Below are 21,916 nucleotides of genomic sequence, written 5' to 3' on the forward strand. Positions count from 1 at the left end.
GGCCAGCACGACGTCCCCCGCGCGGACGTCCGACGCGGCGGCGCGCACGTGCTGCCCGGCCACCGCGGGCCGCTGCATGGCGACGCGGGCCGTCCCGCGGTCGGTCTCCTCGAGCGGCACGACGGCGTCGGCCCCCAGCGGCAGGGGGGCGCCCGACGCGATCCGCACCGCCGTCCCGGGCACGAGGCGCAACGGCCCGGGCTGCCCCGGTCGGACGTCGTGCGCGACCGGCAGCGACTGCGCGCTCGCGTACCCGGCGCCGGCGGTCTCGTGCGCGGCCACGGCGTAGCCGTCCCGCGCCGCGACCGCCAGCGACGGCAGGTCGTGCGTCGCCGTGACGTCGGCGGCGAGGATGCAGCCCACGGCGTCGCGCAGCACGACGTCGAGGGGTGCGACCGGTCCGACTGCGGCGAGCACGGCCGCTAGGTGGTCCTGGACCGATCTCATGCGGGCATTCTGCCCCGCCCGGGCCGGTCAGTCGGCCAGCGACCCCGTGAAGTCCGACAACCAGGCCCGGAAGTCGGGTCCGAGATCCGGACGGTCGACCGCGATCTGGACAACGGCCTTGAGGTAGTCGAGCCGGTCGCCGGTGTCGTAGCGCCGCCCCCGGAACACCACGCCGTACACGCCGCCGCCCTCGGACGCCGGCAGGTCGGCGAGCGTCGCGAGCGCGTCGGTCAGCTGGATCTCGCCGCCGCGGCCCGGCTCCGTGCGCTCGAGCACCTCGAACACCGAGGGGTGCAGCACGTACCGGCCGATGATCGCCAGGTTGCTCGGGGCCTCGTCGGCCGGGGGCTTCTCGACAAGACCGGTGATCTTCACCTGATCGGCGTCGTCCGCACCCTCGAACGGCTCCACCGCCGCGCACCCGTACATCGAGATCTGGGCCGGCGGCACCTCGAGCAGCGCGATGACCGAACCGCCGGTCCGTTCCTGCAGCGCGAGCATGGTGCTCAGCAGCTCGTCGCGCTCGTCGATCAGGTCGTCACCGAGCAGGACCGCGAACGGCTCGTGCCCGACGTGGTGCTTGGCCTGCAGGACCGCGTGCCCGAGCCCCTTGGGCTGGCCCTGCCGGACGAAGTGCACGTGCCCGAGCTCGGTGGACTCACGCACCTTGGCCAGCCGCTCGAGGTCGCCCTTCGCCTCGAGGGCCGCCTCGAGCTCCGGGACGGCGTCGAAGTGGTCGGCGAGCGTCCGCTTGGATCGACCCGTGATGAGCAGGACGTCGTCGAGACCGGCCTTGACGGCCTCCTCGACCACGTACTGGATGGCCGGCTTGTCGACGACCGGGAGCATCTCCTTCGGCGTCGACTTCGTGGCGGGCAGGAACCTGGTCCCCAGGCCCGCGGCGGGAATGACTGCCTTGTGGATCGTCATGACCGGACATTAGCCGCGCACGCCCGGCGTGCGCAGTGGCGTGCGTCACCACAGGGAGATGTTCACACTCGCTCCGCCAGGGCGTCGTCGGAGAGTCGCCCGGTGGGCGACACTGGACCCATGAGCAGCGTCGCCCAGCCGTACCCGCGCGTGTCCGAGGGGGACGAGGTCGAGGACGTCAAGGAACGGCTGCGGATGGCCATCCGCGAGGCCCGCAAGGCCCGTTCCGTCCGGCTCCGGGAGGCCGCCGCGCACGCGCTGGCCGACGTCGTCCTGACGATCCCGGCCGTCGTCGACGCCAGCTGCGTGTCCGTGTACGCCTCGCGCGTCACCGAGCCCGGCACCGGCCCCCTGCTCGAGGCCCTCGCCGCGCGCGGCGTCCGGGTGCTCATGCCCGTGCTGGGCAGCGGACTCCAGCGGGACTGGGCGGAGTACGCGGGTCCCGACGACCTGCGCGAACGGGCACCCGGCCGCCCGCCCGAGCCGGGCGGCCCGACCCTGGGCGCCGCGGCGCTCGCCGACGCGGACGTCGTCATCGCCCCCGCCCTGGCGATCGACACCACGGGCGCACGGCTGGGTCAGGGCGGCGGGTGGTACGACCGCGCGCTCGAGCATCTCCGCCCCGGCGTCCCCGTGGTCGCGCTGGTCTTCCCCGAGGAGCTCTACGACGCCGGCAGCCGGCCGCTGCCCCGGGAGCGCCACGACCGGCTGGTCGACGCGGTCGCGACKCCGCTGGAGTGGCACCGCATCACGGCGTGAGCGTCAGCCGGTCCCGCACGTCCGCCTCGGTCGCGGCCTGCGTGAACGGCCACGGGAACGTCTCACCACGCGACCACGGACCGAACTGGTCCGCGTAGTGGACGCTCGCCGGGTGCCCGGAGGTGCCCGTCAGGGTCACCCACGTCGACGCGTCGAGGTCGCCGAGATCCACGACCATGCGCATGGACGGCGCGGCGGTGACCGTGAACGAGCCCGAGCTGGCGTCCCAGGCGGTCGCGTCCACGATCGAAGACCCCCCGCCGACACCGATCGGGTCGGGGTTGACCAGGTTGCGCACGACGGCCGGGATCGACGAGCCACCCAGCACGGGGTGCTCCGGCGCGGCCGTGTGCACCTGTCCCCATCGCCAGTCCGTCGGCTCGCGGCCCTGCTGCGCGGTGAGCTGCCGGCGCGCCGCGACCATCGCGCGGGTGAGCACCTCGTCGCGACCTTCGACGACGCCCGGGGTCGACTTGTCGTCCCACCACGGCGACGCGGGCTCGTCGATGAGCGTGCGGACCACCTCGAGCCAGCGCGAGTCGCCGTCCGGCCCGAACCCGTCCGGCAGGTCGTCGGCGAACGCGGACCGGAGCACGTCGACCCAGACCGCCGCGAAGTAGGCCGCCGCGGCGGAGTCGGAGGACTGAACCCGGTCCCACGTGCGCAGCAGCTCCTGGCCGTCGTCATAGAACGAGTCGCCGATGTGCAGCGTCAGCAGCACGGGCACGAGGACGTCGGCGTACGCGCTGTGCTGGTCGAACTGGATCCGGCTCATGTCCGCGGCGTCGACCTTGCCGTCCGCCGTGGCGGTGGTCAGCAGGTCGCGGATGCGCTGCGCCCGGTAGCCGTAGTCCCAGTCGTTCGTGAGGAACGGCCCCGTCCCGGCCGGGGTCACGGCCTGGTTCGCCGCCACGATCATCCCGCCGGCCGGGTCGAGCGCGCGCGGCATGTCGGCGGGGTCGACGAACCCCTTCCACTCGTAGCGGCTGTCCCAGCCGGGCCGCGGCCAGGTGCCGTTCGACGGGACCGGGCCGGAGACGTCCGCGCGGACGGGGATGCGGCCCGGCGCCTGGTAGCCGATGTGGCCGTCCGTCGTCGCGAAGACGATGTTCTGCGACGGCACGTCGAACGACGCCGCCGCGTCCCGGACGTCGTCGGCGTCCGACGCGACGTTCATCGCGAGCACGGCGTCCATGGTCCGGCCCGGCTGGAGAGCGGTCCAGGCCAGCGCGACCTCGAACCGGCGCCCGGGGGCGTCGTCGGGGACCGGCCCGCCGGCGACCCCCACCAGGTCCAGCACGTCGGACACGATCGGCCCGTGCACGGACTCGCGGACCTTCAGCCGCACGTCCGGCCCACCGTTGACCCGGATCGTCTCGGTGCGCTCGGTGATCGGCACGTTCGCGCCGTCGAGCCGCGTCGTGCTCTCGTCGACGCGCTCGAGGAAGAAGTCCGTCACGTCGGCGCCCAGGTTGGTCAGGCCCCAGGCCAGCTTCGCGTTGTGCCCGATGACGACGCCCGGCATGCCCGCGAACGCGAAGCCCGAGACGTCGAACGGGCACGCGGCGGTGACGTCGGCGCAGCGCAGGCCGACCTGCTCCCAGATGCCCGGCGCCGAGATCCCCAGGTGCGGGTCGTTGGCCAGCAGCGGCTCGCCCGACTGGGTCAGGTCGCCCGAGACCGCCCACGAGTTGGAGCCCACGCCGTGGCCGTCGCCCAGCAGGTGCGGCACGGCCGCGAGGGCCGCGTTCGCCGACGCCAGCGCGGCCTGGAGGTCCCCGTCGTGCAGGTCCAGCGGCACGGCCGCGGACGTCTGCGTGATCGCGGTCGTCGCCAGGTCGCCGGCCGTGAGGATGGGCTGGTTGACGTCCTGCGGGTAGGCCGGGAACAGCTGGTCGACGCGGGCGACGTCGCCCACGGACGAGAAGGACGCCGCGCGCGCGAGCTCGTCGTCGTAGTTGCCGCGCAAGTCCCACGCCATCGCCTTGAGCCACGCCAGCGAGTCGACCGGGTCCCACGGGTCCGGCTGCCCGACGGTCACCTGCCGCCCGAGCACGCTGTACTCCACCGCGATCGCGCCCGGGTCCTTGCCGGCGAGGTAGGCGTTCACCCCGTCCGCGTAGGCCTGCAGGGCGGCCTGCGTGGAGGGCTGCAGCAGGTCCCACTCCTGCTCGGCCACGCGGCGCCACCCGAACGTCCGGATCACCTTGTCCGCCTCGAGCGCGTCGGCGTTCTCGCCCACCAGCTCCGAGAGCCTGCCGGCCGTCACGTGCCGGCGGTAGTCCATCTCGAAGAAGCGGTCCTGCGCGGCGACGTAGCCCTGGGCGCGGAACAGGTCGTCGCTGGTGGTCGCCGTGATCGTCGGGACACCCCGCGCGTCCCGCGTCACCGTCACCTCGGCGTCCAGCCCGGGCAGCTGCTGCTCGCCCGAGACCTCCGGGAGCGGGCGGCGCACGACGACGAACGCGATGACCACCGTCGCCACGAGCGCGACGACGACCACCGCGGCGACGATGAGCAGGCTGATACGGACGAGGTGAGCGCGAGACACGCTTCGGAGGGTACTTCGCCCTCCGGACTGCGGCCCTCGCGGCGTCCCGCACCTGCGGGCGGAATGTCCCGCGCGCAGGAGCGGTTAAGATTGGCACTCGGACGATGCGAGTGCTAGACCCCGTACCTCTGCTCGATCAGCTGCCAGGAGATCATCAGTGCCCACCTACGCCTACGCCTGCACGGCGTGCGGTCACGCCTTCGAGATCGTGCAGTCGTTCAGCGACGACTCGCTGAGCGTCTGCCCCGAGTGCGAAGGACGGCTGCGCAAGGTCTTCTCCTCCGTCGGGGTCGTCTTCAAGGGCTCTGGCTTCTACCGCAACGACGCCCGCGCCGGTGCGAAGTCGTCGTCGTCGCTGCCCGCGGCCACCACCCCCGCCGCGACCCCGGCTCCGTCGGCGCCCGCGGCCGCGCCGGCCGCGTCGTCGTCCACCGGCGGCGGCACCGCCGCCAAGCCGGCCGCGTCCGCCTGACACGCACTGAGCCCTCGGCGCCCCTCACCCCGCGGTGAGGGGCGCCGCTCTCGTTCGGGGGCATGACGCCCGCGGCGAGCCGCCCCCAGCACGCCCCGCCGCACGCCCGTCCACAGGCTGCCGTGGACGCGGGTCCGCGGTCCGCGATGCGACCTAGCGTCGGCGGCCATGCACCCTCGTTCGCCGGCCGGTCGGCCCCCGCCCCTCCCGCACCGCCGGCGCCCGCTCGCCCTCACCATGCGCATCGTCCTGTGGCGCACGCGGTTCCTCGTTGCCGCTGTCTTCCTCGGCATAGCCGCGGCCTGCGTCGTCGAGGCAGTCCGACCCGCTGACCCGCCGACGTCCGCGGTCGTCGTCGCCGCGCGCCCGATCGACGCCGGAACCGCGCTGACCAGCGCGGACGTCCGGATCGCGCGGATGCCGGAGGCCCTGGCACCCGACGGTGCGCTCACCAACCCGGACGCCGTGCTCGGCGCGTCGGCCGCCGTCCTGATCGCCGCCGGAGCGCCCGTGCTGCCCGGCTTCCTCGCCGACGACGAGGTCCGCGGCCCGCCCGGCACGGTCGTCGCGACGGTGCGGTTCGCCGACCCGGCGGTCGCGGGGCTGCTCTCCCCGGGCGTGCGCGTCGACGTGCTCGCGGCGACCGCCGAGGGTGGTCCGGGCGCCGTCGTGGCGACCCGGGCGCTCGTCCTGCCCGTCGCCCGACAGCCCTCGTCCGAGGGCGCCCTCGGGCTGGGCACGTCGGGCGACACCTCGGTTCCGGTGCTCCTCGCCGTCGCGCCCGCCGAGGCGCCCGCTCTCGCCGGCGCCGCGGCGTCCGCCTTGTTGTCCGCGGTGGTCGTGCCATGATCGACCGACCTCCAGGGCTCCGCCCGACCACCCACCTCGAGGGGCGACGTGACCGACAAGCTCAACGCCGGAGTACGCGGGGCAAGCCGTGGTCTGCACGGAACCGCCAAGGTCTTCCAAGGGTTCAAGGACTTCATCTCGCGCGGGAACGCGATCGAGCTGGCCGTCGGCGTGGTCATCGGCGCCGCGTTCGGCGCCGTCATCAAGTCGATCCAGGACGCCTTCATCAACCCGCTCATCGGCTGGATCTTCGGCGCACCCGACCTGACCCAGCTGTGGGACATCGGCCCGTACACGTGGGGAGACAACCCGGACGCGACGCCGATCAGCGTCGGCACCATCCTGAACGCGGTGCTCGCGTTCGTCCTGACTGCCGCCGCGGTCTACTTCCTTATCGTGGTGCCGCTGAACGCCCTCGCGTCGCGGCGCAAGCGCGGCGAGGAGGCGGAACCGGCAGCCCCGGCCGAGGACGTCCTGCTGCTGCAGGAGATCCGCGACCTGCTCGCCGCCCGCCTCACGCCGGCAGTCGTCAACGACGCCGGCACAGGCGCACCGGACGTCCCGAACCCGCGTACGGACCCGCCCCCCTCGATCCCGCCGGGGCCCGGCGCGCCACGACCACCCGCCTGAGCAGGGCCGCACGACGGCCGCCGCGGCGACGCGCGGCAGCCCGTGCTGTTCGGCGACGCGGTGCAAGAGAGCTCGCTCATCCTGGCCCAGACCGTGCTGGCGCTCGACCAGACGCGCGCGGCGAGCACCTTCGTCGTCGGTCTTGCCGGCCGCAATCCTGTGAGCACAACATCAGACCCGTTCTGGGCATCCAGAGCGGGCCTGATGTTGTTCTCGCGGCTTGTCGTGCACGCAGCCGCGCCGGTTCGCTACTTGATCGCTGCCAGGAAGGCGAGGGTGCGCTCCGTCAGGAGGTCGGTGGCCTCGGCGTCGTACGACGGCAGGCTGCTATCCGCGAAGAGGTGCTCGTCGCCCGGGTAGAGAAACAGCTCCGCGTCCGTGGCCTCCTTGACCAGCGCGCGCGCCGCGTCGATGTCGCCCTCGCCAACGAAGAACGGGTCGTTGTCCATGCCGTGGATCTGCACCGGGACGCCCGCCGGCCAGGGGGTGTCGAACTCGGAGGTGGGCACGCACGAGTGGAAGAACAGTGCGCCCTTGGCACCCGGACGCGTCTGCGCCAGCATCTGGGCGGGCAGCACGCCGAGCGAGAACCCGGCGTAGACGACCCCATCCGGCAGGGAGTCGACCGTGTGCCGGCCGCGCTCCATCACGGTGCCGAACCCGACCTCGTCGGCGTAGCCGATGCCCGACTCCAGGTCGTCGAAGACGTGCCCGTCGTAGAGGTCGGGCACGTGGACCGTGTGGCCGGCCGCCCGGAGCCGGTCGGCGAACTCCTGGACGCCGGACGTGAGCCCCTGCGCGTGGTGGAAGAGCAGTACCTCGGCCATGGGTGGAACTCCTTCGATCGAGCGGCTGAGCGGCTCAGCGATCATCCCGCACGGCACCGACACCCGCGGCCCGACGCCGCAGCTACCAGTGGGGCGGCTTGTCCTGGCTCAGTCTGTCGTCGTTGGAGCCGCCGTCGCGGTCGCCCCACCCGACGTCCGTGTCGTCGAGGCTCCGCGTGGCCACGACGGGGTCCGGGCCAGGCGCCGCCGGCGCGGGGGCTTCCGGCTGTGTGGGGGTTCCGGCGACCGCAGGGTGCGTCGAGAGCAGGTTGGCGTCGTCACCGCCGACGGTTCCGGCCGGCCGCACGACGCGGCGCGAGCGGCGCGCGCCGTCGGGGCTGTCGGTCGAGGTCACACTCGATGATCCCATCCCCTCACCATGGGGAACGAGCCGGGTCGGTACGCCGTCGCCGGTCGCGTCGGGCGACCGGCGGGTCAGCGCAGGCCGCGAGCGATCGCGCTGCGGACGGCCGTGTCGATGCGGTACGAGCGGCGCGTGACGCCGAGCTCGTCCCGGAGCGCCGCAGCCAGCTGCTCGCGCGTGCGCTCCTGCTCGTCCGACTGCAGCCACGCCACCAGCTCGTCCAGCTGGTCGTCGCTGTAGGCGCCGATCGGCAGACCCTTGCGGATGTCGGGGCGCTGCCGCGTCGGTACCGCCAGCGCGAGCTGGAGCGGGCGGCTTGGTGGCCGCGGGTCGTCCCCGGGGGCGGGCGACGGTCCGCTAGCCCCTCGAACGGACCCCGAGGCGGGTGCCTCCTCGCGCGCGGCGGGCTCCGCGGGGGTCGCGGGTGTCGCGGTCGGCTCGGACGCTCGGGGCGCGTCGGACGAGGTAGCGGGAGCAACAGACTCTGCCGGAACGGCCGGCGCAACAGCCGACGTGGCTGAGGTGACGATCGGCGGAACCGCCACCCGGCGGGTCGAGATCCGGACGGGAGCCGTGACGGCAGGAGCGTCGCGCCCCGACGGTCGCACGCCGCTCGGCGCGGACGCCTCGGCGGGGGCGGTCGCCTGCGCGGTGGCGGTGGCGGGCGTGGGGCCAGACGCGGAGGCGGGCGCGGACGAGGCAGCGGTGGACGCCGCGGCGGAGCCAGGCTCGGAGACGGTGGCGGACGAGGCGCCGGACGCGGAGGCCCGTGCGGGCGTCGAGGCGGGCGTGKGCCCAGTAGCGGGCCCGGACGCCGCCGAGGCGGGCGGCGACGCGGATGCAGGCGATGCCGCCGGAGCGGTMGTCGGTGCAGTGGCGGACGAGGACGCGGCAGGCGCCTCGTCGTCGGACTCCACCACCGCGACCGCCGACCACGCGCCCGTCGCGGACGAGGGGGCGGCCGCTGTCGGCAGCTCCTCCGCCTCGTCGACCTCCTCGATGAGCCCGAGGTGCAGCGGCGCGCTTCGCGGGGCGGCGGGCGCAGGCACGCGGGCGTGCACCGCGCGGCGGATGCGGTCGACCTCGGCCTGCGGGTCGATGAACGCGGCGGCGGACCAGACTCGCACGACGCTCCACCCGACGCGCTCGAGGCGGTCGGCGGTGAGGCGGTCGCGCACGCGCACGCTCGGCTCGGCGGTATACGACTCGTCGTCGGTGAGGACGGCGACCAGCATCTCGCCGGGCAGGTCCGGGTGGCCGACGACCAGCGGGATGCGGTCGCCGCCGGGGATGCCGTGGTCGGCCTCGACCAGCAGCCCGTGCTTCCAGAGCCGCTCGGCGAGGTCGAGCAGGAGGCGGTCGGGCTCGGTGGCGGCGGCGAGCGCCTCGTCGGCGGCGGCGGTGGCGGCGGAGAGCGACCGCAGGAGCGGGTCGGCGGGCTCGGGCCGGACCAGGTCGGTGACGTCCTGCCCGGCGCCGCGGCGGGCGGCGAACGCGAGCAGGTCGGCCAGCAGCCGGGGGCCGGGGCCGCGCAGCCGCTCGGCGTCGAGGTCGTCGGCCCCGAAGCAGGCCACGACCGTGAGGCGGTGCCGGGTCGAGCCGAGGGCGTCGAGCAGCAGCGCGTCGCCGCCCGGCGCAGAGACCGGTCCGAAGGTGTGCAGCACCCGGCGGTGCGGGGTCCRGCMGAGGCCGAGCGACAGGATGATGGCCTCGCGGCGCAGCCCGGCGACGTTCGGCAGGTCGGTGACGACGAACGGGTCGACGCGGCCGGAGTCGAAGAACGCGGCGAGCGCAGGGTTGCCGCGCACCTCGGTCAGCACGGACTCGCGGACCGCCTCGGCGTGGGTCGCGGTCGCGGTGATCACGGCGAGCGACTCGTCGGGACGCAGGAGCGCGTGGGTGACCACCAGCTCGACGACGTGCTCGACCTCCTCGCGCGTCGAGTCGACGGACCCGGACTCGGGGTGGGGCATGCCGGTGCCGTCGACGAGGTCCAGCGCAACGAGCGGGAGGTGCTGCGGCAGGGGCGTCGGGCGCAGCACGCCGGCGTAGCCGTGAGCGGCGAGGAAAGCGGTCAGGTACGGGTCACGCCGCGAGGAGTCGGCGCGCAGGGCGACCGAGGGCAGGACGTCGGCGAGCTCGCGGACCGCGGTGCCGGATGCGCAGCGCGCATCGCCGACGACGACCACCTGGCGCCCGCGGGCGACCGCGGCGAGCGCGACCTCGATGGGCAGGTGGGCGGCGGAGTCGATCACCACCAGGTCGACCGTGCGCGTGGGCGGCAGCACCTGCGGCACGAGCATCGGGCTGGCGGCGATGACGGGCCGCAGGCGGCGCGCGACGTCCGGGTGCCGCACAACGGTGTCGCGCAGCGAGGTCAGCCGCTCCTCGATGAGGTCGGCGAACAGCGCCTCTGCCTGCTCGCGGTGCTGGCGCAGCGCGTGCGAGACGTGGCCGACGACGGCGCCGAGCACCGGTCCGGACAGGCTCTTCACGTGCGCGCGGTCGAGCGTCGCGTACTGCGCCGAGAGCGCACCGAGCGCGCTGCCGTCGTAACCGGCGAGGGCGGGGTCCTCCCCGAGGATCTGCTCGATGACGGTGCTCCACCAGGCCAGGTCCAGCTCGGCCGGGGCGAGCGCCGGCTCGACCCGGCGCATGGCCAGGTCGTCGACGAGCGCGCCGAGACCCGCGGACCGCAGGCGGTGCACGATCCCCGTGCGGTCGGGCAGGTCCACCAGCGCGTCGGTGTCCGACCGCAGCCGGGCCAGGCGCTCGGTCAGCGCGGCGAACGGCAGGCTCGACAGGCCGGCGCCGCCGGGGGTCGTGGCGAGCACCTCGTCGAGGGCGTCGAGGTCGGCGCGCACGGCGGCGAACTCGTCCTCGATGTGCTCGAGCCCGTCGGGCAGCCGCGGCCACCCGCCGGACGGGCAGTGCGCCTGCCAGGTCTCCCGCTGCGCCTGGACCTCGAGCAGCGCCGCGTGCAGGTCGGCCACAGGGCGGCCGGGGCGCACCATGTCCTTCGACTGCTTGCGCAGCCGGCGCCGCAGCCAGTAGCCCATGTCCAGCCCGCGCTCCGCGCGCCACTCCTTGGTCGCCGTGGCGGCGACGAGGTCGGCGGCGGTGCGCTCGAAGACGATCGGCGAGAACACGTCGAGCGCCGCCCGCACGCCGTCGAGCATGGTCAGCTGCTCGGCCCACGCGACGACGCTCGTCGCCTGCGTCAGCCCGGTCTCGGTGGCAACCTGCGAGGTGCGCTCGACCAGCGCCGGCAGCGTCTGGTCGAGCAGGCGCGCGAGACGGCGCACCACGTTGTCGGCGTCGGCACGCGTGCGCAGGTCCGCGCCGTACCAGGGCGTGTCGACCGGCCGGATACGGAAGGCACCCAGCTCCCCGGCGCGGAACAGGTCGGCGGTCAGGTCGGCCCGCCGCGGCGCGTCGAGCACGCGCGCGACGTCCGGGGTGAGCCGCACGGTCGTCTTCGGGGCGGGCCGTGCGGCGGTCAGGCGCGCCAGCTGCTGCAGGGCGTCGTACGCGGAGACTCCCCAGGGCGCGCGCTCGGCGTGCAGCGCGTCGACGTAGGACCGCAGGCGCTCCCGGGTGGCGACGAGCTCGCCGCGGAGGGCGACGACGCCGTGCGCGTCCACCGCGGGCGCCTCGAGCGTCATGCCGCCGAGCAGCCGCCGGGAGATCGCCGACCGCCAGCCGGCGTCGGGGGCGACGTCGAGCAGCAGGTCACCCAGACCCAGCGCGCTGAGCCGGTCCGCGAGCGCGGTGGCCGCGCGGCGGTGGCCGGGCACGTAGAGGACCGTGCGGCCGGTCGCGGCGGCGTCCGCGACGACGGCGGCGAGCGTGCCGGTCACGTCGGCTCCGGCCGGGGCGTCGACGAACAGGTGCGTGCCGGAGGCCACCATGTCGAGGACGTGCTGCTGCGTGGGGTCGAGATCGCCGACGCCACGCTCGTTCCCGGGGTCGCGGTCGCCACGGACCGGCGCGGGCAGCGTGCGACGCAGCCGCGCGCGGGACTCGTCGACCCCCGCCAGCGCCGCGACCACCTCGTGCCGCTCGAGCGTGCCCGAGAGGTTGTCGAGGTCGTCCACCAGGATCTGGCCGGGGTGCACGAAGGTGCCGACGACGACCCGCTCGCTCATCGAGAAGTCGTCGAGCACGGCCTCTCCCAGCGACGCCAGTCGTTGCAGCGCGCCGCGCGGGTCGAAGCCGTTGGACGTGAACGTGCCGCGGGCGACGGCGCCGGGGTCGAGGAGCGCGCCCCGCGACCGCAGGGCCCGCGCGAGCACGGGGTTGACCTCGAGCGAAGGCTCGAGAGCGAGCTCGTAGTCGCTCTCGCCCGAACCGCGGGCGCGCAGCGTCACGGGCCGCAGCAGGACGGGGGCCCGGACTGTCCGCGGTGCCGCGTCGGCCTGCTGCTCGCCCTCCGGCGTGCGCTGGCGCGTGACGGAGGCGAGGGCGGCGACGTCGTCGCTGGCGACGTCGGGCGTGGTGCGCTCGGTCCAGGTGGCGACGCCGATGGCGAGCGACGTGGGTGCGATGCCGTACCGCTGCGCGTAGACGGCTGCGCGGGCGCTGACGGCCCGAGCTCGCCGGCGCGCGCTCGACAGGGCCGACCCCTCGCGGATCAGGTTGGACAGGCGGGTCTCGCGGCCGGCGAACAGCTGCGAGATCCCCGACGGGTGCGCGGCGGACAGGTCGAGCGCGGCCTCGCCGAGCAGCTCGACGTCGACCAGCGTGGACCCACCTGCGGCCTCGACCAGGGCCGCACGCCAGGTGGCGACGGCGCCCTCGAGCACCTCGGCACTGGTCGGGGGCTCGACGAGCACCGGGCGGTCGGAGGGGTCTGCGCCGGTCTCAGGAGCCTGGTCGGGCCCCGGGCCGGTGGTGCGCACGGGGACGGTCACCCTGGGAACGCTAACCGCGCAGCCGCGTGATCCTGGGCATGGCGCGCCGTGAGCGCGAGGTCGAAAGACACAGAGAGCGGGGCGGGTCAGGGGACCCGTCCCGCTCTCCGGACGTGAAGACGGTGCGCACCGCGCAGGGGGCAGGCGATACGCACCGTCAGGACGAGTGTGCGACACGAATGTGGTGCTGGTCAAACGTCCAAGCCGCTCGTCCGGGTGAATCCTGCGCACCTGGTCAACGTCTATATCTGCGTGACAAAAATCGTGGTTCTCGTGACCGATCAGCGGCTCCGGGAGGGTGCTGAACGGGTGCGACGGTCGGCGCCGGCTGCAGGCCAGCAGACGAGCGGGGCGTGTCGCGCCGGGCATAGGCGGACCGCTCACCGCCGACCATCCGGCCCAGCGCCGCCGCACCGCGAGGGGCGGGTGCGGCGACGCGTGCTCCCGAGTCAGTGGATCTTGCAGCACGGCTCGGCGAGCACCACTGAACCAGCGGAGGACGCGGTGGCTCCGGCGAACCCGGTGAGGGCGGCGAGAACCAGGACGACGGCGATGCTGAGCTTCTTCATGAGGCGGACCTCTCCCACAGATGCACCGGACTTTCCGGTACATCTGCGATGGTCCCTAGCCCATGTCGTGGGCGCAATGACGCGCACGACACGGGGGTAGACATCCCCCGGCGGTCACCGTCGCGGTGGCAGCGGCACCGATCCCCGGATCCCCGCCGCCGCGAGCGCCCGGCCGTAGGCCTCCACGACGCGCTCGTCGGCGTCGCCGGCCACCCGCAGGCGGTCGCCGATGCGCCGCCACAACGTCGCCGCCGACCGACCGGACGCGATCATGTCCAGCAGCTCGGCCGCGGACCGGTACTCCTTGACCGCCTCTGTGCGCGCACTCTGGGCGAGGAGGGCGTCGCCGAGCGCCTCGTGCGCCGCCGCCGCGTCGCGCCGCACGCCGTCGCGCAGCAGCTCGACGGCCCGCACGGCGTGCCGCTGGGCCCGGTCGGCCTCGTCGAGCAGCAGCCACGCCCGGGACCGGACGGACTCCACGCGGGCCAGCTCGACCTGCGACTCTCCGATCTCCAGCGCGGTCTGCGCGGCGTCCAGCTCGGCGAGCGCCTCCCGCGGCCGGGGCGGGTCGACGGACACGAGCAGGAGCGCCCGGTCCAGTCGGAGACGCGGCAGGTCTCGGTCGGTCTCGTCCGCGCCCGCCAGCGCCATCGCCGCCTCGAGGTGGTCGAGCGCGGCGTCGGGATCGGCGAGGGCGTCGTCGACGAACGCGAGGTTCCAGTGCACCGACGAGAGCGCGCGTGCCGAGCCGTGCTCCCGGGTGTGCTCGAGCAGCTGCTTGCCACGGAAGCGCGCGTACGTGGAGTYGCCCCGCGCGACGTACGCCCAGATGATCGTCGACTCGAGCCGGACTACCTCGTCGGCCCCCGCGACCGAGGCGGGCAGCTTCGCCCGCAGGTCCTCCCCGCGGGCGACGGCGCGCTGCAGGTCTCCGAGCTCGGTCAGGGCCATGACGATCCGCATCGCCGCATAGGCCGCCTGCGGGTACCGGCGCCCGTCGACGAGCCGGACGCAGACTCCCTCGAGCACCTCGACCGACCCCTCGAGGTCGCCGGCCAGGTCGAGCGCCTCCGCGAGCGCGAGGCCCACGCGCGTCGCGGCGTCCACGTCGAGCCCCGAGACGTCCGCAGCGGCCAGCACCTCGGCCGCGGCCTTCGGCGACCCCATGCGGGACAGCCGGCGGGCCTCGACGATCGCCGACTCCGCGGAGCGGTACTGCGGCGCACCCTCACCGTCGACCAGGTACACGATCGGGACGTCGAGCGCGGCGGCGACCCGGGCGAGGGCGTCGGCGCCGAGCGAGCGCGTCCCCCGCTCGACGTGGGAGACGTACGTGGGGTGCACGCCGGCGAGGTTGGCGAGCTCGCCTTGGCTCAGCCCGGCCTTCTCCCGTGCGTCGCGGACGCGGCGGCTCAGCGGTTGCACGGTCTCACGATAGGTACCCGTGGCGCGCACCGGAAGGACAGGGTCGACAACCGATCAATATTCTTGTCTAGACAAATGGATCAATCGGTTGGAGACTGGATCCGCCGGCGGGGCGCGACCACCGCCCCGGGACGGCCAGGAGGAGAGGAGTGACCGATGGGCATCCTCAAGCTGGGCATGAACGTCTCCCTCGACGGGTTCGTCGCCACGCTGGACGGCGGCCTCGACTGGATGTTCCCGAACTTCAGCCCGGAGCTCATGGCGGACACCGAGGTCCTGCTCGGCGCGTTCGACACGATCCTCATGGGTCGCGTGAACTACGAGGGCCAGGCGCAGACGTGGCCGACGGCGCAGGGGCCGCTCGCGGACATCATGAACGGGGTCGAGAAGGTGGTGTTCTCCACCACCCTGGAGTCCGCCGACTGGCAGAACACCCGCGTCTCGACCGACCCCCCGGAGGTCGAGATCGCCCGGCTCACGGCCGGCGATCGCACGGTCGGCGCCTCCGGCGGCGCGACGTTCGCGCGCTACCTGACGTCGCACGACCTCGTCGACGAGTACCGGCTGACCATCCACCCCGTGGTCCTGGGCAGCGGGCTGCCGATCTTCGCGGACCGACGGGCGCTGGACCGGGTCGCGTCGACGGAGTACCCGAACGGCGTCGTCGTGAGCACCTTCCGTCCGAGGCGGGGCTGACATGCTCGACGTCGCCGTCATCGAGGACGCGGCCGCCGCGGAGGCGTCCCTCGACCCCATGCGCACCCGCCTGCTCGCCGAGCTGGCCGAGCCCAGCTCCGCGACGGCCCTCGGGCACCGGCTCGGGCTGCCGCGCCAGAAGGTCAACTACCACCTGCGCACCCTCGAGCAGCACGGGCTCATCGAGCTGGCCGAGGAGCGGCGCAAGGGCAACGTCGTCGAGCGCGTGATGCGCGCGACCGCCCTGTCCTACGTGATCTCCCCCGCGGCCCTCGCCGCGCTGCGGCCCGAGCCGCGGCGGTCCCCCGACCGGCTCTCCGCCGCGTGGCTGCTGTCGCTGGCCGGGCGACTGGTGGAGGACGTCGGCGCGCTGATCACGGGTGCCGCGCGCGAGAACCGCGCGCTGGCCACGTTCGCGCTGGACGGCGAGGTCCGGTTCGCCTCGGCCGCCGACCGGGCCGCGTTCGCCGAGGAGCTGAGCAGCGCCGCGCTCGCCCTCATCTCCAAGTACCACCACGAGGACGCCCCCGCCGGCCGGGCCTTCCGGCTGGTGGTCGCCGTCCATCCCAGCACCACGTCACGCATCGACAGAGAGAGGGAATGACCATGCCGCACGCATACGAGAACCCCGAGGAGCTCGAGTTCCAGCTGAGCCCCGAGGCGGTCTGGGAGGCCATCGCGACCGGCCCCGGGATCAGCTCCTGGTTCATGGGGGCCACCGAGGTGTCCCCTCAGGACGGCGTCATCACCACCCGGATGGGTGGCTGGTCGCAGGAGTCGGCGATCGTCGCCTACGAGCCCGGCACGCACTTCGCCTTCAAGGGCGTCGAGGACACCGACGGCCGGTTCTTCGCGATGGAGTTCCTTCTCGAGGCCCGCGCGGGCGGCTCGACCGTGCTGCGCGTCGTGTCGAGCGGGTTCCTGCCCGCCGACGACTGGGAGGACGAGTACGAGGCCATGGTCAGCGGCGGCGCGATGTACCTGCACACGCTCTCCGAGTACCTCCACCACTTCGCCGGCCGGCCCGGCATCGCGGTGACACCGTCGGCCGCCCCAGGCGACGCGGACCGGAGCTGGGCCGCGATGACAGCCGACCTCGGGCTCGGCGACGACATCAAGGTCGGCGACGCGGTCACGCTCACCCCGACCGGCCTCGACCCGATCGAGGGCGTCGTCGACTGGGCCGCACCCGACGTCGTCGGCGTGCGCGGCACCGACGGTCTCTACCGGTTCTTCCGCGGCTTCTACGCCCCCGGCGTGGGCCACCACCTGTTCAGCACCACCGACGAGACGAGCGCGACGGCTGCCTGGCAGGGCTGGCTCGACGCGGTCGCAGCATAGGGAGGCAGCACCATGACCATCGACGACTACATCGCGGGGCTGCCCGCCGACCAGGTCGCGATCGCGACCACCCTGCGCGCACGTCTCGACGCCGGTCTGCCCGGCGCGGAGGGCCGCGTCTGGCACGGCCACCCGGTCTGGATGCGCGGCGACGACCCCGTCGCGGGGTTCAAGGCGTTCCCGCGCTGGGTCACCCTGCTCTTGTGGCACGGCACCGAGGTGACCGCTTCCACGGACGCGCTCACCGCGTCCGGCGACGGGTCGCGGTGGAGCCTGAAGATCGCGTCGCCGGCCGACCTCGACGAGGCCGCGGTCGACGGGTGGATCGGTCAGCTGGCGGGCTGATCGGCGGCGTCGTCGTCGAGCCACTGCCAGGTGGCCAGGATCCCGTCGGCCGCCTCGACGGCGCGCGCGTGCCAGGAGTACGACAGGACGCCGACGACGAACGCCCACCCGCCGTGGTCGACGTGGGTGTCGGTCAGGGTCGCCGCCCCGCCGAACGTGCAGGTGGTCCGCCACCCCACGCCGAGCGCGGAGTCGACCCGGTCGACGGGGCCGATGGGCGCCTGCGGCGCGACGTAGTGCTCCCGGACCAGGTGGACGCGTTCGGCGGCGGGCCGCAGCTCGTGCTCGCCGGTGCGCTGCCCGACCCGGCCCAGGCAGACGACGAGCAGATGGGTCCGCTCGGCGAGCACGACGCGGACGTCCTGCCGCGAGCCGTCGGGCCCGAGCTCGGAGTACGCGACGTTCGGTCCGGGCCCCTGGAAGGACTCCCCCGGCCGACCGTCGCCCAGCGGTGCGACGACCACGCGGTGCGTCCGGACGTACGGATCAGCGGGCGGCGGTGGCGCGGAGGTGAACAGCGAGACCGACCGGGCGCCCTTGCGCAGCTGGTCGGCGCTCTCCGGGTAGGCCTTGGCCACCTTGCGGATCATCCGCTCCCGCCACCAGACGAACCGGAGGTACCAGAGCGCCAGGATCACCGCCGCCCAGATGCCGAGCGTGACCAGCAGGTCGAGCACCGGGCGCACCGGGTCGGTGAGCACCGTGCCCGGCGGGAGGTCCAGCAGCAGGTCGGCGATCACCCTGGGGCCATCGGCACGTTCGACGACCCGGTTGACCTCCGCGGGCCGGCGGCGACGTCACGCCGCCGCCGGCCCCGAGGTCAGTGCGCGAGCACCGGCGCCTCGTCGTGCGCCACGGGTGCGGCGAGGGCGGCACGCGCCGCCCGGTCCGCGCGGGTGCGGAACAGCGCCCCGGTGACGATCGCCCCGAGCAGGAAGATGCCGGCGGCCCACGTGTAGGCGACCGAGAAGCTGTGCAGCGCCGCGTCGGCGAGCACCTGAGGCGTGGCCGGGACGTGGTCCGCGACGTACGCCGTGGCGGCCGTCGCGGCGAGCGTGTTGAGCACCGCGGTTCCGATGGCCCCGCCGACCTGCTGGCTGGTGGAGACCATCGCCGAGGCGGCGCCGGCCTGCCGCGGCGGGATGCCGAGGGTGGCGATCTGGAACGACGCGGGCATGATCGAACCCATCGCGATGCCCATCCCGATGAGGCCGACGAGCACCGGCCCGTACCCGCTGTCGAGGCCGAGGGTGGTGAACCAGAGCATCGCGCCCGCCCCGATCGTCATGCCCATCGGGACCAGGATCTTCGGGCCGAACCGCGGGACCAGGATGTTCGACTGGATCTGCGCGGTGATGACGATGAAGACGACCATCGGCAGGAACGCGGTGCCGGTCTGCATCGGGGAATACCCCAGCGTGAGCTGCAGGTAGTAGGTGAGGAACAGGAAGACCCCGAACATCCCGGTGCCGGCCACGAGGATCGCGGAGAAGCCGGCGCCGCGGTCGCGGTCCTGGACGATCGACAGCGGCAGCAGCGGGTGCTCCGCGGTGCGCTGCCGCAGGACGAAGCCGACGAGCAGCACGAGGCTGGCCAGCAGCGACCCCCACACGGCCGGCGCGTCCCAGCCCTGAGGCTGTGCCTGCGAGAAGCCGAACACCAGCGCGAACAGGCCGGTCGAGGCGAGGATCACGCCGGGCACGTCGATCCGGGTGTCGTGCTTGGTGTCGGTGCGCGAGAGCAGCACGGTGCCGGCGACGAACGCGATCGCGGCGATGAACACGTTGACGTAGAGGTTCCAGCGCCAGTTGAAGTTCTCGGTGAGGTAGCCGCCGAGCAGCAGGCCGATGGCCCCGCCCATGCCGGCGATGGCCCCGAAGACGCCGAACGCGCGGGCGCGCTCCTTGGCGATCGTGAACGTCGTGGTCAGCACCGAGAGGGCAGCCGGTGCGAGGACGGCGGCGAAGGCACCCTGCAAGGCGCGAGCGCCGACGAGGAGCTCGAAGCTCTGCGCCGCACCGCCGAGGGCGGAAGCGACGGCGAAGCCGACGAGGCCGATGAGGAACATGCGGCGGCGGCCGAACATGTCGGAGAGGCGGCCGCCGAGCAGCAGCAGGCTGCCGAAGGCGAGGGCGTAGGCGGTGACCACCCACTGGCGGTCGTTGTCGCTGAACCCGAGGTCCGCCTGGGCGGAGGGCAGCGCGATGTTCACGATGGTCGCGTCGAGCACGACCATCAGCTGGGCGAGGGCGACCGTCGCGAGGACGAACCAGCGGTGCCGGCTGTCCGTTGCGGTCTGGAGGGGTGACGACATGGGGATGCTCCTGGGACGTCGTGGTCGGTGGAACGACAGTAATACGGAACTTGCCAGTTCCGGAACCCCCCAGTATCGATTTGTGCAGCTAGAGTGTGTCCCACGACGAAAGGGCGACGAATGAGCGTGGACGACCTGACCGGGACGACGACGCCCCGGAAAGCCGGCCGCCGCCGCGACGAGTCCAAGGACGACGCGATCCTCCTGGCCACGCGCGAGCTGCTGGCCGAGCGCGGCTTCGACGGCATGACCATGGACGCCGTCGCCGACCGCGCGGGCGCGGGCAAGGCCACCGTCTACCGCCGCTGGCCGTCCAAGGTCCAGCTCACCGTCGACGCGGTCGTCTGCATGCGCGGCGTCGCCCCGACCGTCGACCAGGTCCCCGACACCGGCTCGCTGCGCTCGGACCTGCTCGCCGTCCGCTTCGGCAGGCCGCGCACGGACGACTCCGAGCTGATGTCGGGGCTGATGTCCGCGGTCAAGGAGAACCCCGAGGTCGCCGCGGTCTTCCACGAGCAGTTCGTGCGCTCCCGCGTCAGCCTGATGCGCGGCCTGCTCGAGCGCGCCCAGGCCCGCGGCGAGCTGCGCCCGGACATCGACCTCGACATGGTCGCCGCGGTCGCGCCGGCCATGATCGCCTACCGCAAGATGGTCGCCGGGCAGCGCGTCGACGACGAGTTCGTGGTGCAGATGATCGACACCGTGATCCTGCCCCTGGCCACCGGCCGCTCCTGAGCCTCAGGTGCTGGCGAACGCCAGCGCGGGGTCGGTGGTGACCACCTGGCGCACGCTCGCGGCCGCCGCGACGACGCCGATCACGACCGCGACCCCGAGGGCCGCGGCGCACTGCCCGACGGTCACGCCGACCGGCAGAGGGAACAGCGGGACCAGCACCACGGCGGCGACGACGGCGATCCCGGCCGCGGCGACCGCGAGCAGGACCCCCTCCAGCGCGACCCCGCCGACCAGCCGCCACGTCGGCACGCCGATGGACTTCAGCACCGCGACGTCGCGTCGCCGATCGAGGCCCGAGACGTAGCAGACGAACCCCACGATCCCCGCCGCCACCACCCACAGCAGCGCCGACAGGAGCGCGAGCGTGCGGGTCGCGACCTCCAGCGGCCGGCGCATGTCGTCGGAGACCTGCGCCGCGGTCATCGTCGTGAAACCGTCTGGCACGGACGCGGGCGTCCCCTCGACGACGAACGCGCCCGCGAGGTCGCGGCCGTCGAACGCGACCTGCTGGCCCTCGTCGAGCGTGACGACGACGGCCGGCGTCCCCCCGTTGTAGGTGAGCCCGCGCAGCACGCCGACGACCTCGAGCTCGCGACCGGCGAGCGTGAGCCGCTCCCCGAGGTGGGCGCCGAGGGTCTCGTCGACGGCCACCTCGCCCGGCCCGCGCGGCGCGGACCCGAGGACCGGGTCCGGGGAGACGACGCCGCCCGGCCGGTACGCGATGACGTTGACGTCGCTCGGTGCACCGTCCCGCACGACCACGTGGCGGAAGATCGCGACCGGGGTCCCGCCGACCGGGGCCGGGTCGGCGGGTACCGGGGAGTTGGTGGTGAACGGACCCGCCACGCCGGTCGGCACCACCCACGTCGTTCCGCCGAAGAACGCGACCGTCCTGGTGGTCTCGGCCAGGAACGCGTCGTGCACCGCGCCGAGCAGGAGGGTCATGGCCAGCACCGACGCGGTCGCGAGCACGCCGAGGACGACGCGGCGAGCACGCCACCGCAGGTCGCGCAGGGTCAGCCAGATCACGGGTCGACGCTCGCCGGGACCACGACCGGCTGCCGGCCGCTCCACCGCACACCGTGGGCGACCGGGACCGCGACGAGGATCACCGCGAGGCCCGCGATGGCCGGTACCCGCATCGGGTAGAGCCCGATCGCGCCGCCCAGCCACACCGCCCAGCCGACGGACGAGATGCCGAGGGCGGCCCCACGCTGCGCGGGGTAGTGCACGCGGCTGACCATGAGCACACCGAGCACCACGAGAGCCAGCGCCGCGGCCCACGGCGTCGGCGAGAGGAAGCCGAACACGATCGCGCACGTGGCAGCCAGGGGTGACGGCAGTCCGGTGAACCCGGGCTGGTCGTGGCGCACCGCGCTGAAGTCGGCGAGCCGCAGCAGCGCGCCGGCGACGTACACGAGCGCGCCGACGACGAGCAGGCCGTTCTCGAGCGGCGTCGCGCCGGACGACGCGAGCACCGCGAGCGCGACCGCGGGTGCGACGCCGAAGGTCACGCCGTCGGCCAGGTTGTCCAGCGGGGCACCGAGCGGCGATCCGCCCCATCGGCGCGCGACGGGCCCGTCCGCGGTGTCGAGGACCGTCCCGCACAGCAGCAGCACGGCGACCAGCCGCAGCAGGCCGACCGGGTCGGCCTCGACCGTGGTCACCAGCAGGATCACCGCCGCCCCGCACAGCGCGTTGGCGAGCGTGAGCAGGTCGGCGACCCGCGGGCGCGTGATGCCGACCATG

Annotated in this window: 19 protein-coding genes and 1 pseudogene; 9 read left to right on the forward strand and 11 right to left on the reverse strand. The window is 74.1% G+C overall.

Translation table 11 applies throughout. From position 1 onward, the window contains the following. Nucleotides 1-447 (reverse strand): annotated as a pseudogene (locus tag ACXJKA_RS16640) (gephyrin-like molybdotransferase Glp); the annotation flags it as partial. A 27-nt stretch (nucleotides 448-474) separates the two neighbouring features. Further along, nucleotides 475-1,377, reverse strand: a complete 903-nt coding sequence (gene galU, locus ACXJKA_RS16645; protein WP_456826329.1) for a UTP--glucose-1-phosphate uridylyltransferase GalU — start codon at nucleotides 1,375-1,377, stop codon at nucleotides 475-477. A gap of 120 nt (nucleotides 1,378-1,497) precedes the next feature. Here galU and ACXJKA_RS16650 point away from each other — a divergent pair, with 120 nt between their 5' ends. Continuing rightward, nucleotides 1,498-2,136, forward strand: coding sequence for a 5-formyltetrahydrofolate cyclo-ligase (locus ACXJKA_RS16650; protein WP_456826330.1), 639 nt, complete (start codon nucleotides 1,498-1,500; stop codon nucleotides 2,134-2,136). On the opposite strand, the gene ACXJKA_RS16655 is transcribed toward ACXJKA_RS16650, so the two are convergent. After that, nucleotides 2,126-4,687 carry a penicillin acylase family protein gene (locus ACXJKA_RS16655; RefSeq protein ID WP_456826331.1) on the reverse strand — a complete coding sequence of 854 codons (2,562 nt, stop codon included), beginning with the start codon at nucleotides 4,685-4,687 and terminating at the stop codon, nucleotides 2,126-2,128. The two genes, ACXJKA_RS16650 and ACXJKA_RS16655, sit on opposite strands and share 11 nt — an antisense overlap. A 157-nt stretch (nucleotides 4,688-4,844) precedes the next feature. On the opposite strand from ACXJKA_RS16655, the gene ACXJKA_RS16660 reads away from it, so the two are divergent. The 3 genes from ACXJKA_RS16660 (at nucleotide 4,845) to mscL (ending at nucleotide 6,638) form a co-directional block, all read left to right on the forward strand. Next, nucleotides 4,845-5,159 carry an FmdB family zinc ribbon protein gene (locus tag ACXJKA_RS16660; protein ID WP_456826332.1) on the forward strand — a complete coding sequence of 105 codons (315 nt, stop codon included), beginning with the start codon at nucleotides 4,845-4,847 and terminating at the stop codon, nucleotides 5,157-5,159. 168 nt (nucleotides 5,160-5,327) lie between these two features. Next, the gene (gene cpaB, locus ACXJKA_RS16665; RefSeq protein WP_456826333.1) at nucleotides 5,328-6,008 is read left to right on the forward strand and encodes a Flp pilus assembly protein CpaB; all 681 of its coding nucleotides are present in this window, start codon (nucleotides 5,328-5,330) and stop codon (nucleotides 6,006-6,008) included. Nucleotides 6,009-6,056: 48 nt separating this feature from the next. Next, the gene (gene mscL, locus ACXJKA_RS16670) at nucleotides 6,057-6,638 is read left to right on the forward strand and encodes a large conductance mechanosensitive channel protein MscL (protein WP_456826334.1); all 582 of its coding nucleotides are present in this window, start codon (nucleotides 6,057-6,059) and stop codon (nucleotides 6,636-6,638) included. 248 nt (nucleotides 6,639-6,886) lie between these two features. Here mscL and ACXJKA_RS16675 read toward each other — a convergent pair whose 3' ends face one another. The 4 genes from ACXJKA_RS16675 to ACXJKA_RS16690 form a co-directional block, all read right to left on the reverse strand. Further along, on the reverse strand, nucleotides 6,887-7,465 hold the full coding sequence (locus tag ACXJKA_RS16675) for a dienelactone hydrolase family protein (protein ID WP_456826335.1): 579 nt from the start codon (nucleotides 7,463-7,465) through the stop codon (nucleotides 6,887-6,889). An 82-nt stretch (nucleotides 7,466-7,547) separates the two neighbouring features. Next, nucleotides 7,548-7,820, reverse strand: coding sequence for a hypothetical protein (locus ACXJKA_RS16680; protein WP_456826336.1), 273 nt, complete (start codon nucleotides 7,818-7,820; stop codon nucleotides 7,548-7,550). A gap of 80 nt (nucleotides 7,821-7,900) precedes the next feature. Then, nucleotides 7,901-12,742 carry a hypothetical protein gene (locus ACXJKA_RS16685; protein ID WP_456826337.1) on the reverse strand — a complete coding sequence of 1,614 codons (4,842 nt, stop codon included), beginning with the start codon at nucleotides 12,740-12,742 and terminating at the stop codon, nucleotides 7,901-7,903. 683 nt (nucleotides 12,743-13,425) lie between these two features. Then, nucleotides 13,426-14,736 (reverse strand): helix-turn-helix domain-containing protein, encoded by a 1,311-nt coding sequence (locus ACXJKA_RS16690; protein ID WP_456826338.1) that lies wholly within the window; start codon nucleotides 14,734-14,736, stop codon nucleotides 13,426-13,428. Nucleotides 14,737-14,892: 156 nt separating this feature from the next. Between ACXJKA_RS16690 and ACXJKA_RS16695 the strand changes: the two genes are divergently transcribed. The 4 genes from ACXJKA_RS16695 to ACXJKA_RS16710 are packed head-to-tail and all read left to right on the forward strand — an operon-like array spanning nucleotide 14,893 to nucleotide 17,118. Then, nucleotides 14,893-15,432, forward strand: a complete 540-nt coding sequence (locus tag ACXJKA_RS16695) for a dihydrofolate reductase family protein (protein WP_456826339.1) — start codon at nucleotides 14,893-14,895, stop codon at nucleotides 15,430-15,432. 1 nt (nucleotide 15,433) lies between these two features. Then, entirely contained in the window at nucleotides 15,434-16,036 is a 603-nt protein-coding gene (locus ACXJKA_RS16700) for a helix-turn-helix domain-containing protein (RefSeq protein WP_456826340.1), read from the forward strand. A 2-nt stretch (nucleotides 16,037-16,038) separates the two neighbouring features. Next, nucleotides 16,039-16,773, forward strand: a complete 735-nt coding sequence (locus ACXJKA_RS16705; RefSeq protein WP_456826341.1) for an SRPBCC family protein — start codon at nucleotides 16,039-16,041, stop codon at nucleotides 16,771-16,773. A gap of 12 nt (nucleotides 16,774-16,785) precedes the next feature. Continuing rightward, complete coding sequence (locus ACXJKA_RS16710) at nucleotides 16,786-17,118, forward strand: hypothetical protein (RefSeq protein WP_456826342.1); 333 nt, start codon at nucleotides 16,786-16,788, stop codon at nucleotides 17,116-17,118. Here the strand turns inward: ACXJKA_RS16710 and ACXJKA_RS16715 are convergent. After that, on the reverse strand, nucleotides 17,103-17,858 hold the full coding sequence (locus tag ACXJKA_RS16715; protein WP_456826343.1) for a hypothetical protein: 756 nt from the start codon (nucleotides 17,856-17,858) through the stop codon (nucleotides 17,103-17,105). The genes ACXJKA_RS16710 and ACXJKA_RS16715 overlap by 16 nt on opposite strands. Nucleotides 17,859-17,938: 80 nt before the next feature. Then, entirely contained in the window at nucleotides 17,939-19,432 is a 1,494-nt protein-coding gene (locus tag ACXJKA_RS16720; protein ID WP_456826344.1) for an MFS transporter, read from the reverse strand. Between the two features lie 120 nt (nucleotides 19,433-19,552). Between ACXJKA_RS16720 and ACXJKA_RS16725 the strand changes: the two genes are divergently transcribed. After that, a complete protein-coding gene (locus tag ACXJKA_RS16725) occupies nucleotides 19,553-20,167 on the forward strand; it encodes a TetR/AcrR family transcriptional regulator (protein WP_456826345.1) in 615 nt (204 codons plus the stop codon). A gap of 3 nt (nucleotides 20,168-20,170) precedes the next feature. Here ACXJKA_RS16725 and ACXJKA_RS16730 read toward each other — a convergent pair whose 3' ends face one another. Continuing rightward, nucleotides 20,171-21,196 (reverse strand): FtsX-like permease family protein, encoded by a 1,026-nt coding sequence (locus ACXJKA_RS16730; RefSeq protein ID WP_456826346.1) that lies wholly within the window; start codon nucleotides 21,194-21,196, stop codon nucleotides 20,171-20,173. Continuing rightward, nucleotides 21,193-21,915 (reverse strand): CDP-alcohol phosphatidyltransferase family protein, encoded by a 723-nt coding sequence (locus ACXJKA_RS16735; protein WP_456826347.1) that lies wholly within the window; start codon nucleotides 21,913-21,915, stop codon nucleotides 21,193-21,195. Before ACXJKA_RS16735 ends, ACXJKA_RS16730 begins: the two co-directional genes overlap by 4 nt. Between the last annotated feature and the right edge of the window lies 1 nt (nucleotide 21,916).

It is taken from the genome of Cellulomonas sp. P5_E12 (assembly GCF_054049315.1).